8 protein-coding genes are annotated in these 14,890 nt (G+C 39.1%); 3 read left to right on the forward strand and 5 right to left on the reverse strand.

Features of this window, described 5'->3' with window-relative positions; genetic code table 11:
* Nucleotides 1-42: 42 nt before the first annotated feature.
* Entirely contained in the window at nt 43-5,634 is a 5,592-nt protein-coding gene (locus R2R71_RS00205) for an alpha-2-macroglobulin family protein (protein WP_316829219.1), read from the reverse strand.
* A 139-nt stretch (nt 5,635-5,773) separates the two neighbouring features.
* Here R2R71_RS00205 and R2R71_RS00210 point away from each other — a divergent pair, with 139 nt between their 5' ends.
* Entirely contained in the window at nt 5,774-6,196 is a 423-nt protein-coding gene (locus R2R71_RS00210; RefSeq protein WP_316829220.1) for a nuclear transport factor 2 family protein, read from the forward strand.
* A gap of 56 nt (nt 6,197-6,252) precedes the next feature.
* Here R2R71_RS00210 and R2R71_RS00215 read toward each other — a convergent pair whose 3' ends face one another.
* Nucleotides 6,253-6,657, reverse strand: coding sequence for a hypothetical protein (locus R2R71_RS00215; protein WP_316829221.1), 405 nt, complete (start codon nt 6,655-6,657; stop codon nt 6,253-6,255).
* Between the two features lie 139 nt (nt 6,658-6,796).
* Nucleotides 6,797-9,358: a type I DNA topoisomerase gene (gene topA, locus R2R71_RS00220; RefSeq protein ID WP_316829222.1), complete on the reverse strand. Its 2,562-nt coding sequence runs from the start codon at nt 9,356-9,358 to the stop codon at nt 6,797-6,799.
* A gap of 260 nt (nt 9,359-9,618) precedes the next feature.
* On the opposite strand from topA, the gene R2R71_RS00225 reads away from it, so the two are divergent.
* Nucleotides 9,619-10,134, forward strand: a complete 516-nt coding sequence (locus R2R71_RS00225; protein WP_316829223.1) for a glutathione peroxidase — start codon at nt 9,619-9,621, stop codon at nt 10,132-10,134.
* A 149-nt stretch (nt 10,135-10,283) separates the two neighbouring features.
* Here R2R71_RS00225 and aqpZ read toward each other — a convergent pair whose 3' ends face one another.
* Complete coding sequence (aqpZ, locus tag R2R71_RS00230) at nt 10,284-10,991, reverse strand: aquaporin Z (protein WP_316829224.1); 708 nt, start codon at nt 10,989-10,991, stop codon at nt 10,284-10,286.
* Between the two features lie 188 nt (nt 10,992-11,179).
* On the reverse strand, nt 11,180-12,271 hold the full coding sequence (mnmA, locus tag R2R71_RS00235; RefSeq protein ID WP_316829225.1) for a tRNA 2-thiouridine(34) synthase MnmA: 1,092 nt from the start codon (nt 12,269-12,271) through the stop codon (nt 11,180-11,182).
* Nucleotides 12,272-12,459: 188 nt separating this feature from the next.
* Here mnmA and R2R71_RS00240 point away from each other — a divergent pair, with 188 nt between their 5' ends.
* The gene (locus R2R71_RS00240; RefSeq protein WP_316829226.1) at nt 12,460-14,745 is read left to right on the forward strand and encodes a GH92 family glycosyl hydrolase; all 2,286 of its coding nucleotides are present in this window, start codon (nt 12,460-12,462) and stop codon (nt 14,743-14,745) included.
* The last annotated feature ends 145 nt before the right edge of the window (nt 14,746-14,890 follow it).

Consider the following 14,890-nt stretch of genomic DNA (forward strand, 5'->3'; position numbering starts at 1 on the left):
TCCTATTTACTCAAATTGTATTATTTAAGGTAGCTGTATTAATTATTTCACCACCTGAACCCATTTGCCATCCTGTGTAGCAGAAATATCATTATTGTACATGGCTTCGCACTGAACGGCCGACAAATAATATTTACCAAGGTAAGATGCATTGAGCAGTACTTTATAAACCAGACTTTCATTTTCCCGGATGTTGAAATAAGTAAACACCCGATCATCCCTGATATCCTGATAAGTAAAAGGTGACGAAGCCAAAATACTTTGGTTATCATTAAGTCGTGTGTTAATAATTTCCCATCCCGACGGAAAGATTTGCGTCAATGCCATTTGCTCGTAATAGCCCATTCTTCCCGGGTTTTTTATCGTTACTTCTGCATAGAAATCTGTTCCTTGTTTTAAGGTGGTCGGATCTAATGGTTTTCCATTCAATCGTTTATAGACTACGCTCATATCTAAAACTTCCGGCCGGTTCGGCAAGAAATTATTCTGACCAGCAACCGGTTGTCCTTCTAATACCAACCGGGCAAATAATACATTATTACCATTATTGGTTACCGAAGCAGTATTACCTTTAAAAGTAACCGGTGTACTGTTAAGGTATTGGCTCGAATTAACAGGAGCCGACTTACCATCTAACACATATTGGTATTGCAGCTTATTGGCCGACTGATTGGCACCACAGAATTTGGAGATGGCTAGCAAACCATAAGCGGTTGTTTGTGTACTGTACCAGGTATTTTCACCTAATTTGGCTGCCAATGGCTGTAGTAAGTTAGCAGCTTTAGCTTTTTGATCGAGTAAGGTAAGGGTTTCAAGAATCATGGCCTCATCGCGAACATCAGAACCATAGGTTCCGCCCAGTTGCTTATATGGTTGAATTGAGCTGTCTAAACCATTAATCATGTTTTGGGCTACACTGTTTTGTCCTGCGAGTTTATAAGCCGCTGCAAGTCGCCATTTAGCCGCTACAGAAAGATATTCAAAAGCTTTCAAACGGTTCATTGCAGCCATTTCAGGTTTTTTAGCTAGGGCAAGCATATATAAGCGGTAAGCTTGCGATAAATCACCGCCATAAAAGTTGTTACTGTTTGGTGCCCAGTTGGTGGCCTTTGTTTTTTGATAACGTAACAATTCATCCAATAAACCAACCGGCAAGGTATAACCTGCATTTTGTGCTTCAACAAGGAAGTGCCCGGCGTAATTACTTCCCCATTCATCAGCATTTCCTTCACCTGGCCAGTAAGATAAACCGCCATCAGTAGTCTGGAAGCCTTTTAACCGGGTAATGCCAGCTTTAATATTGGCTTCTGTTTTTGCTTTTTGCTGCGCATTTAACGGACTTAACCTGTCCAGGTAAAGCTGAGGGAAAACCCCTGAAGTAGTTTGTTCAATACAACCATGCGGATATTGAATCAGGTAGCTTAATCGTTTACTTAAATTAATTGCCGGAATAGAAGAGACTTCCAAAGTACCTGAATTGGTGCCGGCCATGCCAATAGGCTGATAATTTATATTCCATTTGGTATGTGGCTGAATGGTTGCTGAAACTACATTAGTGACATAAGGATTTGGATTTCTAATATCCATTTCTACATCGTAAACTGTTTTTTCTGTGCCGCTTTGAGCAATCACTTTAACTTTAGCAATACCGACATTATTTGGTGCTTTTACCTCAAAATAGGCCATTTGCTCGCCAGTCTGTTTATAATAAAGTTGTTGCTTGTTAGTGCCCTGAACAATCAGGTTACTTGCCTGAAGCTGAACAGAAACATTTTTTAAATTATTTTCAGTTGCGAAAACGGTTACCGGAAGGGTAAAGCTTTCTCCAGGACCAATTACACGTGGCAAGGTGGCCAATACCATTAGCGGTTTTTTAACCTGTACCGATTTCTCGGCATAACCGTAAGCCGCATCCTGACCTGCTACCACCATAGCCCTTACTGCACCAATGTATTGCGGTAATTTAAATTTATGGGTTTTGCTTTCGCCTTTACCAATGCTGAATGGCCCGAGGTATTTTACTACTGCCTGGAAGCGGTTGGCTTTGGCAGGATTTAAGTTTTTGTTGATGCTTCCATCACCACCAATGCTTAAAATACGCTCTAAGTTTCCGCCCCATGCACCTAGAACGTAATCAAATAAATCCCATGTTTTAACACCTAAACCTTCCCGGGCATAAAAAGCACTGTGTGGATCAGGTGTTTTAAACCGTGTTAAATCCAGTAAGCCTTCATCAACCAAAGCAATGGTATAAGTCATTGCTTTACCGTTTTGCTCGGCAACAGTAATGGTGTTTTCGGTTTCCGGTTTAATTTTATCCAACATTTTAATGGTTGGATTTAATATAGTTTGTGGGTCTTCAACTGCTAGTGGAATAGCTCCATACATTCTGATAGGTAAATCGTTAACAGTTTGGGCATGCGGTTGCAATAAGGTGATATTGGCAAAAACATTTGGTGCCATTTCTTTCTCTGCTTTAAACTTGTATTGCGTTTGTCCGGCTTTTGTATCAATCCAGAAGGTTTTTAAAACCCTGCTTCCGTTTTCTATCGAAATTAATGCACGACCATTTTCACCTGTAGGTATGGTTAGAGTAATGTCTTCACCTACGGTAAATTTCTCTTTATTTGCCGTAAATGATAACATTGAAGCTTCTGTGGGATTAGCACCCTGCTCACGTTGTGCCCAGCCCGGCCAGTCTACATAAACAGATTTTCCGGTAACATGGCCGCCATTTAAATCGCGAACCAGAATTAAATAACGTCCCCATTCAGGTTCATTTATACGTAAATTCCAGCTGCCTTTTCCATTGGTTAAAGTAACTTGACGAGTTTCAACCAGTTTGTTGTATTGGTTTTGCGTAAAGTTTGCATAAGTGTACTGGTCATCCTGTTCCCACCACCAGCGCCATTGTGTTTTGTACAACTCTACCTGAACGGTTTTTGTGCCGCCTAACAGCTTACCATCGGTATTTACATTCACAATTTCAATCTTGTGATCTTTCCCGGTTACGAGCATTCCACTCAGTTTATCACCTTTTTCAGGCCTGATACCTAAATAACTTTTGTACACATGGTAAGGGATGCTAAAGTTATCGATACTGAAGTTACCTCCAGGTTCAAAAACTTTAGTGGTAAAATTGGCTCTTAAAGCACCTGGGGCGGTATTGTTTTCATTCAGGTTCGTGTTAATCTGGGCGGTTCCGGCGGCATTTAATGTTCCCTCGAAAATTGTTTTTACCTGCGATTCGAAATTCACAGTAGGGTTATCGAAACTGAAGCCTTCAAATCCTTTGAACTTTGTTTCAGTAGTATTTAAATTAACATCAACTTTTGCTTTCAGGTTTTGCGCCGGTGTTCCGAATAACCATTTGGCCGATAGGGTAGCGGCAGCGGTACCCGTACTTAAATAAGTCCTGTTACCAACATTGAAATCAATTTTCAAACGATTTGGCATCACCGTTTCAATTTTCAGGGTTTTGGTGAAGGTAGCACCTCCGGCTTTCACTTTGGCCATCCAGTTTCCTGTTGGTGCGGTACTTTCTGTAGCGGTTTTAAAGGAATAAAATCCGTTTAAAGGCTTTCCGTTAATCAGGCGTTTATAGAGCTGACCTTTTGGATTGTAGAATTCCATCGTTACCGGATAATTTGCCGGTAGTTTTTTCAGTTTGTCTTCTAAAATAAAGGATACAAACAAACTGTCGCCTGGTCGCCAAACACCCCGCTCACCATAAATAAAGCCTTTTAATCCACTTTGCACTACATCACCACCAACATCAAAGCGGCTTAAAGGGAGCGAGCCACCATCATCTAATTTCAAATAACCGCGTTCAGAACCATTTTTAGCTATCAATAAAAAGGGTTGGCGTTTTAAATCAAACCTGGCTAAACCATCACCATCGGTTTTTGTGGTAAAGATGATTTGTTTCTGGTAATCCATAAGCTCCAAGCTCACACCACTTAAAGGCTTTGCGGTGAGTAAGTCTGTTGCAACAACGAGCATGCTGTTATCATTTCCACGTTTGGCAACAAGGCCAATATTCGATGCAATCAGGTTTCTGCTTGCCCAGCGTTGATTGGTATAAAAGGATGGCGTGCAAGGGTTATCCTTATCATTCCAGCGATAATTAGCCGGATAGTAGTTATTGTAACGCTGCCAGAAATCATCATCTTCATCAATTTTCTCACCATAACTTTCATATTCACCATACTCATCTTTGTTATCTCCATCGCTTGCTTCGCCTGTACCAGACTTGCAGTTATAAGCATTATATTCCTGCCTGAAAGCAATGGTAACACGATACATTGCACCCGGTTCGGTACGGATCATCTTGTCTAAATCAAGCGTGAAGCGATTTTTCTTATGTAAGTTCAACGATTTGTCTTCATCTAACCTGACCGTTTTCTGCAAGATAGGCTTTGCTACCCGACGTAGTTCGTTGCCATCTTTATAGCTGTTGGTTTGGAAGAACTGCGGAATGTTATTTTCATAAATTTTGATGACTGTAACGTCGACTGCTTTTAAATTAATGGCTTCGAAAGGCAATACGAGTTTACCTGAGTTTGGTAAAATAGAACCGCTACCGGATATGGTAACCGCCGGAAGTTTATCCTCAAATACCAGACTTGCCGTTTTTCCGCCAGATAATGCTTTTCCATTAATGTTTTCTACACCATTATTTACGGTTAAGGTATAGTTTCCCTTAAGCTCTTCGGTAGCATAAACTTTTACCTGGCTGGCATCAATGGTATAGCGTAAATCGCTTAAATTTCCAAGGGAGATTAAGCCGGTTAAGTCCTGGCCCACGCCAATAGGTTCAGAAAATTGTACCAGGGCGTAATCTTCTTCACCCTGAATGGCCTTCATATCCAGAATTTCGAACTTATTCAAGGCTGGAATTCTGATCTCTTCTTTGCCTTTCTGTTCAGCATCAATAGGATCGCCATCCCAGTTTATCTTAAGTGTTTGGTCGGCACTAACTTTCTTTATACTATCTATAGTGAATTTAGAAGTGTTTTTAGCGGGGTCGTGCTGCCATTTGATTTTTAATTTCTGATCGAAATCAAGTGCAATAACCTTTTCAATTTTAGCAGTTTCTTCCACATCTGCCGTTGCTACTTCGCCTGTTAATTTCATGTAATCCAGCGAAGTGTTGTTCTGGGAAACTAAACCATTCTGAGAAAGCATTACACCAGGGGTGATTACTTTAAATTCGAAATCGAAATCTTCCAGCCCTTTTTCTGTAGCCGAAACTTCTGCCAATTTAAAAGTGGCTTCGTATGCTTTGCCAGGTTTTAGGTTTTCATCCGGACGGAATTCGACTGTTTGGGGATCTATCCAGTATGTTTTTCCGGCTATTGATGGTGAAAAATCAAATAATTCCCTTGAATCGGCTTTGCCTAAATCCTGCATGCCGGTTGCGGCATTTGCCAGATGAACCCGGATAAAGCTTTTCTTTGAAATTGTGCCGGAGGTATAGGCTTCAATGTATTTTGCATAAGCCTGGTTATCTTCGTTTGTTTTCTTCTTTCGGTTAAAATAGACAAATACAATTGCCGCAATAGAGAGTGCGAGCAGGCCTATAAAAAGAAATTTCTTTTTGGAAGAAGATTGATAGGTAGATGGTTGTTCCATTTTTGAAATTTTAATTAGATGTATGGAAAATTAATTAAAATTCCCCTCAAAAGAAATTATGTTGAAAATTAAGCACTTGGGTTTGTGTCTTTGATGTGATTTAGATATGTTTACAAATCAATCCAATTATTAACCAGATATGATCAAGAAACTTTTAATTTTTTCGACACTTATTTCAGCGGCTAACTTTTCCTTTGCCCAACAAACAGATGTAGAATCGGCTGTTAATCAGTTAACTAAACTAATGATTACACCTGATAGTATGGCTTTGGATAAAATTGTGCTGAACAAGCTGAGTTATGGGCATTCCAGTGGAAAGGTGCAGACTAAAAAGGAATTTATGCATTCTTTATTATCCGGTGAATCGGATTTTGTAGATATCAACCTGACTGATCAAACAGTTATTATTCAGAATAAAACCGCTTTAGTTCGCCATACCTTAAGTGCTAAAACAAACGATAGAAACGTTCCGGGAAATGTGAAATTGTATATTTTGCTCATTTGGAGCAAGGAGAAGACTGGTTGGAAATTGCTTGGCAGGCAAGCGGTTAAGGTGCCATAATTCGGCTCATTGGTTCATTTGTTAGCAACCTGCAAAACCAATCATTAATAAACGATTTACTTAATCATCACTCCAGGTTTATTAACCAGTGGAATTTTAATCAGATTTGAATCGATTATGCTCTCCGGCAGGAAGATGAATTTTTTATCGTAAATGGTATTGCCAATGTAATAGCTTAACCAGTATTCGTTAGTTAAACCGAAAACTTCAGGATCAATAGCTTCAACACCTTTAAAATCGTTGGCCTCCATGTCGCCAATGAAATGCCTTAATACCGAAGTTTTAACTTGTTTGCCATCTTTTTCGCCGTATCCTTTCGAACTGATTAATACATTGGTAATGGGCTCGTTTTTTAAATTAACCAGGTAGACCGTCCAGTTTTTTACTTCTGGTGTTTCACTCATCAACACGACCGCCATAGCGATATCCTCAACTGTATTTTCTGGTAAATCGGCTTTCATAATTTATTCGATTTGTCATGTTGAGCCTGTCGAAACACTTGTTAAAAGTTCTTCGGCAAGCTCAGAATGACAATATATATTTGACAAGAAAGAATTTGGTATAGGATTTATCTCCTTATCCTAAAATTCTCTATGCAGGTTACTTCTTCTTTGCTACAGCTTTTTTAGCTGGCGCTTTCTTCTTTGCAGGAGCTTTCTTCTTTGTTTCAAAAGCATTAGGCACCTGCTCTACAATCATTTTCTTAATCACTTCCAAATCAACATCAGCTAATTCTTCCGCAGTATATTTTTGTTTTGTAGCTTCATTATTTCTCAGTTTGAGCATTAGTTTACCGAAACGAATAAAAGGTCCCCAGCGGCCATTTTCAATAGAAATTTTCTCAGCATCCCATGTTTTGATGTAACGGTTAGCTTCTTTCTCTACCTTTTTTCCAATTAGGGTCTCGATATCAGCCTGAGAAAGGTTATCGAAATCGTAGCCTTTTGCAGGGATGTTGATGAATAGATCGTTCCATTTAATAAACGGACCGAAACGGCCTTTACCTTTCGTAACACCTAAACCTTCGTAATAGGCGATAGGTGCATCAGCATCCATTTTTTCCTGGATAATTTGCACGGCCCTTTCATAATTAACAGAAAGTGGCTCTTCATTTTTTGGTAAAGAAATAAAAGCCTCACCCCACTTTACATAAGGACCGAATCTGCCTACTCCAACTAATACTTCCTTACCCTCGAAATCGGGTAATGAGAATGGTAGTTTGAATAATTCTAGTGCATCTTCTAAAGTGATGGTGGCTACCGATTGGTTACGCATTAAACTTGCGTAACGTGGTTTTTCTTCTTCATCAAGTTCGCCAATCTGAACCAAAGGTCCGAATTTACCAACTTTGGTATATACGTTTTTGCCTGTTGCAGGATCTAAACCGAGTAAACGTTCGCCTGTAGCACGCTCTGCAGTTTCTAAAGTTGTTTCAACCTCTGTATGAAATGGATTATAGAAAGAATGCAACATTTTTGTCCACTCTTGTAGTCCCTGGGCAATCTCATCAAATTCTTTTTCAACTTTAGCCGTGAAGTTAAAATCCACAATACCTTTGAAATGTTCAACTAGGAAATCGTTCACCACTTCACCGATATCGGTAGGGAAGAGCTTTTGTTTTTCGGCACCTGTAATTTCAGATTTTGAATCTTTGCTTACCTTACCATTTGCCAATGTAATGGCTGTGAATTTACGTTGCTTACCCTCTCGATCTTCTTTTACCACATACCCACGGTTTTGTACTGTAGAAATGGTTGGTGCATAAGTTGAAGGACGGCCAATGCCCAGTTCTTCTAATTTTTTTACTAAGCTTGCCTCAGTGTATCTAGCAGGTGGACGAGAAAAACGTTCTGTAGCCTGCATTTCTTTCAAGAATAATTCCTGTCCTTTAGCTAATGGAGGAAGGATAGAACCACCTTCTTTTTCATCACCTTCATCATCATCAGTTGATTCTAAATATACTTTTAAGAAACCATCGAATTTGAGTACTTCACCTTCTGCCACTAAATGTTCTTTTCTGGTTGAAGCCGTAATCTGAGCGGTTGTTTTTTCAAACAAGGCTTCACTCATCTGCGAAGCGATAGAACGTTTCCAGATTAAATCGTATAAACGTTTTTCAGAAATGTCCCCATCAACAGTATGCCTGTCGAAATAAGTAGGACGGATTGCCTCGTGTGCTTCCTGTGCGCCTGCCGATTTTGTTTTGTAAACCCTTGGCTGGTGGTATTTATCACCATAAGCCGATTTAATTTCTGCAGCAGCTGCATTGATTGCAGTTTCGGATAAGTTTACCGAATCCGTTCTCATGTAGGTAATCTTACCAGCTTCATATAACCTTTGTGCTATCTGCATGGTTCGGGCAACTGAAAAACCTAATTTTCTGGAAGCTTCCTGTTGCAGGGTAGATGTTGTAAACGGTGCAGCTGGATTACGTTTAGCCGGTTTGGTTTCTAAACTGCTGATATCAAATTTAGCGTTAGCACAATCCTGTAAGAATTTTTCAGCATCTGATTCACTCTCAAAGCGTTGAGGTAGCTCTGCTTTTACGATTTCTTTACCTTTTCCGGTTGAAAACTGCGCTGTAATTTTATAAGCTGCTGAGGCATTGAAGTGTTGAACTTCACGTTCGCGATCGACAATTAATCTTACTGCAACTGACTGAACACGACCTGCTGAAAGCGATGGTTTAACTTTTTTCCATAATACAGGAGAAAGTTCAAATCCTACCAAACGATCCAGCACCCGGCGTGCCTGTTGTGCATTCACTAAATTATAATCAATTGTACGCGGACTATCGATAGCTTTTAGTATTGCAGGTTTGGTAATTTCATGGAATACAATGCGTTTGGTTTTCTCTTGCTTAAGGCCAAGGGTTTCGTATAAGTGCCAGGAGATGGCTTCTCCCTCGCGGTCCTCATCGGATGCCAGCCATACCATTTCGGCATCTTTGGCAAGTTTCTTTAATTCAGCTACCAGTGCTTTCTTATCGGCAGGAACTTCATATTTCTGGGCAAAATCATTTGCTATATCAATGGCCATATCACCTTTTGCCAAATCCCGAATGTGGCCATAGCTCGATTTTACAAGAAAATCTTTGCCTAGATAGCCTTCTATGGTTTTAGCTTTTGCAGGGGACTCGACGATTAATAAATTTTTGGCCATGAAATACGTTTTTGTGCAAATAAAGCTATAATTAAAGGATAATTCCAAACCTATTTTCGATTTTATATATTAAATGGTCGATTTTTTAGGTATTTCTAATCGTATGTTAATCTACCTGGAACTTATTATTTGTAGCTAACCGTTAAATTTATGTTTAAAATATTTCTATTTGTAAGATTGCAATTCATGCTACATTTTACACGAACCTTACTTAATCAAAAACTATTTGTACCTATATTCGTATATAAAATAAAACAACAATGATAAACACTATTCTCATCCTATTAAATTTTTTGGTAACAACACCTCCGAAAAATGTTTACGATTTCAGCTTTAAAACCATTGATGGTAAAGAAATCAAATTATCGAAATTCAAAGGCAAAAAGATGCTGATTGTAAATACAGCTTCTAAATGTGGTTTCACACCACAATACGAAGACCTTGAAAAATTACAAAAGGAATACGGAAAAAAAGTTGTGCTTATTGGGTTCCCTGCAGGTAATTTCGGTGGACAAGAGTTCTCAACTAATGCGGAAATTAAAGAGTTTTGTACCGGAAAATATAATGTATCCTTTTTATTGGCTGAAAAAAGCAGCGTTAAAGGTGATGATATTAGTCCATTGTTCAAATATTTAACTTCTCAAACCAATACTGAAGAGCAAGGCGATATTAAATGGAACTTCGAAAAATTTCTGATTAATGAAAAAGGGGAGTTGGTTCACCGTTTCCGTTCGAAAACAAAACCGACTGATGAGGCAATTGTAAAGAACCTTTAGTAAATGGAAGATATGAGGGAATGATTTTCGCTCATAACTGATATAAACTTAAAAAGGGTAAAATGGAAATTCCATTTTACCCTTTTTTATGTGCTGATGGTTCGTCGTTTTTTTTAACGCCATCAAACATCGTCCATTTTACATGCTTATTAGTTCCGCTCCAGAATGGTCTTCCACACCAAAGCACTTAATACTGCGCCCACAACAGGTGCTACAAAGAACATCCAAACTTGTTTTATTGCTTCACCTCCTGCTATTACGGCCGGGCCAAAGCTTCTTGCCGGATTTACTGAAACACCTGTAATTTTAATGCCAACAACGTGAATTAAAACCAGCGATAAACCAATTGCCAGACCGGCAAAGCCACCATTAATATTTTTAGTAGATGTGGCACCGAAAATAACGAGTAGAAATATAAACGTAAACACAGCTTCTGCAATAAAGGCCGCTGTACTGTTATATTCTCCCAGGTAACCTTTTCCCCAACCATTCGAGCCTAAGGCCCATTCTTTAAGTTCAAAGCCTGCCTGGTTACTTACGATAAGGTAAAGCAATCCTGCACCGGCTATACCGCCCAATAGCTGTGCCACAATATAATAAGCTGCTTCACTTGCTTTCATTCTACCGGCAACCACCATGCCTATCGAGATGGCCGGATTAATATGACAACCAGAGATATGCCCGATAGCGTAAGCCATGGCCACTACAGATAATCCGAAAGCAAAGGAAATACCCAGTAAACCTACACCGGTTGTCCCGTCGGCGCCGGCAATTACGGCACTGCCACAGCCCATTAAAACCAATACTAAAGTGCCGAGAAACTCAGCGGTAAATTTTGAGAATTTTGATGTTTCCATATAATTGATATTTAAAGTTTCGCACTAAAAAAATTATATAGGAATGATGATGTACCAAAATAAGTAAAAAAAATCAAAATATAGCTTTTCGGAATATTTCTGTTTTTGAATTAAAAATTAATGTATTGGCCAAAAAAAATCCCGGCAACATAAGCTGCCGGGATTTAAATATGATGTTTTTCGAATGTTTAAACTAAGAAGCCCCCACCTAATAAATCATTTCCTTCGTAGAAAACCGCCGATTGTCCTGGGGCAATTGCAGAAACATTGTGATCAAAAACCACACGCATTTTATCTTTCTCCTGAACAATTGTACTTAGCATACCCGCATCTTTATAGCGGATTTTCGTAATTACATCATTCATAGGCTCTTCAATACTGGCGTATTTTACAAGATTAACATTCCTAACTAATGCTTCTTTGCGCTCAAGCTCGTCAGCACGGCCCAACATTACAGTATTGCTTTCAGGCATAATTTGTGTAACGAACATCGGCTCACCAAAGGCTACACCTAAACCTTTGCGTTGACCAATGGTATAAAAAGGATAACCTTTATGTTGCCCTACAACCATTCCATTACTTAAAATGAAATTACCACCTGCTACGCGTTCTTCTAAATCTTCAACTTTATGACGTAAGAATGCACGGTAATCATTGTCTGGCACAAAACAAATTTCATAACTCTCCGATTTTTTAGCAAGTTCTTCCTGCCCCATATCTAAAGCCATTTGTCTGATTTCAGATTTAGCAAAACTACCTAGAGGGAATTTCGTACGTGAAAGGTTTTCCTGCGAAACACCCCACAATACATATGATTGGTCTTTATTTTCGTCTTTACCCTTCGAAATTACATAACGTCCGCTATCTTGCAAGCGGATGTTGGCATAATGCCCGGTAGCAATAAACTCACAGTCTAATTTGTTGGCACGTTTTAGTAAAGCTTCCCATTTAATATGGGTATTACATAAAACACATGGATTAGGTGTTCTTCCCGCCAGATACTCATCAACGAAGTTATCGATCACGTAATCTCCAAATTCATCACGAATATCTAAAATATAATGTGGGAAACCGTAATTTACGGCAAGTGTACGGGCATCATTTATACTATCAAGCGAGCAACAGCCAGTTTCCTTACTGCTTCCTCCTGATGATGCATAATCCCAGGTCTTCATGGTTAAACCAATCACTTCATATCCCTGCTCGTGTAGCATTACTGCTGCTACCGAACTATCAACCCCGCCACTCATGGCTACCAGAATTCTACCGTGTTTGCTCATTTTAAAACTATTGGCTGCAAAAATAAGGTTTATTTGCCTCATTTTCTTCAATGCCCGTCAGTAACTTGTAAAAAGCCAATTGTATTTTTTATGTTGGTTAAACGATTTAGCTTGATAAGCTTGTTAGTTTTGCGTTTTAATTAATACCTTCGAAAATCTTAAAAAATTAAGTTAAATTTTAAATTGATATGATTAAAAAAATTATCCTGCCTTGTCTTTTGCTTTCTGCGTTTGCAGTATCAGCACAACAGAATTTGGTGCAGTATGTTAAGCCAATTATCGGTACATCGAAAATGGGACACACTTATCCGGGTGCTACTGTTCCTTTTGGTGCCGTACAGTTGAGCCCTGAAACCGATACTTTATCTTACGAAGTAAATGGTAAGTATAATGGCGACGTTTACAAATACTGTGCAGGTTATAAATATGAAGATAAAACAATAACTGGATTTAGTCATACACATTTCAGCGGTACCGGCCATTCTGATTTAGGCGATTTTTTAATTATGCCTACGCAGGGTAAATTACAGCTGAATCCGGGGACAGCTTCAGATCCAAAGTCTGGTTACCGTTCTGCTTATTCACATGCCAATGAGGTGGCTGAAGCAGGTTACTATAAAGTGAAACTGGATGATGATAACATTACAGCTGAACTTACTGCAACAAACAGAGTGGGGATGCACCAGTATACTTTTCCAAAGTCAGATCAATCGCACATTATTCTGGATCTGATGGCCGGAATTTACAATTACGAAGATAAAACCGTTTGGACTTACGTTCGTGTGGTTAACGATACCTTAATTACCGGATATCGCCAAACCAACGGATGGGCGAGAACGAGAACCGTTTATTTCGCGATGAGTTTTTCCAAGCCTTTTAAAAGCTACGGGCGTAAAAGCTATGATCCGAAACAGGCTTACCGAGGCTTCTGGGGCAAATTTAACCAGGATAAAAACTTCCCTGAAATTGCCGGAAAGAAAATAAAAATGTTCTTTGATTTTGATACGCAGGAAGGTGAGAAAGTTAAAATTAAATTTGCACTCTCTCCGGTGAGCCAGGAAAATGCCTTACAAAATATGCGTGCAGAGATTTCTGGATGGGATTTTGAAAAAGTGAAAGCGCAGGCACAATCTACCTGGAACAAAGAGCTTAACAAGATTCAGGTTAGCACATCAAATAATAACAAAATAAATTTTTATACCGCTTTATACCATGCTTTTATCAACCCTACAACATATACAGATGTAAATGGTGAATATAAAGGTCTTGATCAAGGGGTACATAAAGCGGATGGTTTTATCAATTATACTACTTTTTCGCTATGGGATACTTACAGGGCTTTGCACCCATTCTTTAATATTGTGCAGCCTGCCAGAAGTAATGATATGGTAAAATCAATGCTGGCGCATTACGATCAGAGTAGTTTACACATGTTACCCATATGGTCGCATTATGCTAATGATAATTGGTGCATGAGTGGATACCATAGTGTTTCTGTTATCAGTGATGCGATTATAAAAGGTACTTACAATGGCGATCCTAACAAAGCTTTAGATGCCTGTGTGGCTACAGCGAAACACCGCGATTATGAAGGTATAGGTTACTATATGGATTTAGGTTATATCCCGGCAGAAAAAAGCGGTGTATCGGTATCGAATACTTTAGAATATGCTTATGATGACTGGGCTATCGCGCAACTGGCTAAGAAATTAAACCGTACAGATGTTTACAACGAGTTTATTAAACGTTCAAATAACTGGCGAAATAACTATGATACAGCATCTGGATTTATGCGTCCTAAACTGGCAGACGGAACTTTCAAAAAAGCATTTGATCCAAAAGATACTGAAGGACAGGGATTTATTGAAGGTAATAGCTGGAATTACAGTTTCTTCGTGCCACACGATCCAAATGCGATGATTGAGGTGATGGGTGGTAAGAAGAAATTTGCAGCCCGCTTGGATTCATTGTTTAGTATGCACTTACCTGACGAATTTTTTGCACACACTGAAGATATTACCCGTGAAGGTATTATCGGTGGTTACGTTCATGGCAATGAGCCTGCACATCATGTTGCTTATTTATACAACTGGACAGATGAGGTTTACAAAGGTCAGGCACAAATTCGCCATATTTTAAATATGCAATACAAACCTACGGCTGATGGCCTTGGTGGAAATGATGATTGCGGTCAAATGAGCGCCTGGTACATGTTCTCATCTTTAGGATTTTATCCTGTTTCTCCGGGTTCAGATGTATATTCTTTAGGCAGTCCTTTGGTTAATAATGCGACTTTAACTTTAGAAAACGGTAAAACTTTTACTGTTGAAGCCGTTAAACAAAGTGATAAAAACGTTTACGTGCAGAAAGTTTTACTTAACGGGAAAGAAATCAGCAATCACCAGATAAAACATAGTGATATTACCAATGGCGGAAAACTGACATTTTACATGTCGGCGAAGCCTAAAAAATAATATTCAGCGGTTGTAAGCTGAACATTTTGTTTCGTTTGCAACCTATTCACATCCCTCCATTTAGGCCGCCTGTTTATCGGGCGGCTTTTTTCTTTTAACATTAATGGTTTTTAGCAATTGATCCCGTCATGATGCGCTTGTTGAT

It is taken from the genome of Pedobacter aquatilis, from assembly GCF_032678405.1.
Taxonomy (GTDB): domain Bacteria; phylum Bacteroidota; class Bacteroidia; order Sphingobacteriales; family Sphingobacteriaceae; genus Pedobacter; species Pedobacter aquatilis_A.

Bases quoted from the DNA above. Each gene is read 5' to 3' on its own strand.
- topA (WP_316829222.1), bottom strand. From the start codon at position 9,358: ATGGCCAAAAATTTATTAATCGTCGAGTCCCCTGCAAAAGCTAAAACC.
- R2R71_RS00205 (WP_316829219.1), bottom strand. From the start codon at position 5,634: ATGGAACAACCATCTACCTATCAATCTTCTTCCAAAAAGAAATTTCTT.
- aqpZ (WP_316829224.1), bottom strand. From the start codon at position 10,991: ATGGAAACATCAAAATTCTCAAAATTTACCGCTGAGTTTCTCGGCACT.
- R2R71_RS00240 (WP_316829226.1), top strand. From the start codon at position 12,460: ATGATTAAAAAAATTATCCTGCCTTGTCTTTTGCTTTCTGCGTTTGCA.
- R2R71_RS00215 (WP_316829221.1), bottom strand. From the start codon at position 6,657: ATGAAAGCCGATTTACCAGAAAATACAGTTGAGGATATCGCTATGGCG.
- mnmA (WP_316829225.1), bottom strand. From the start codon at position 12,271: ATGAGCAAACACGGTAGAATTCTGGTAGCCATGAGTGGCGGGGTTGAT.
- R2R71_RS00210 (WP_316829220.1), top strand. From the start codon at position 5,774: ATGATCAAGAAACTTTTAATTTTTTCGACACTTATTTCAGCGGCTAAC.
- R2R71_RS00225 (WP_316829223.1), top strand. From the start codon at position 9,619: ATGATAAACACTATTCTCATCCTATTAAATTTTTTGGTAACAACACCT.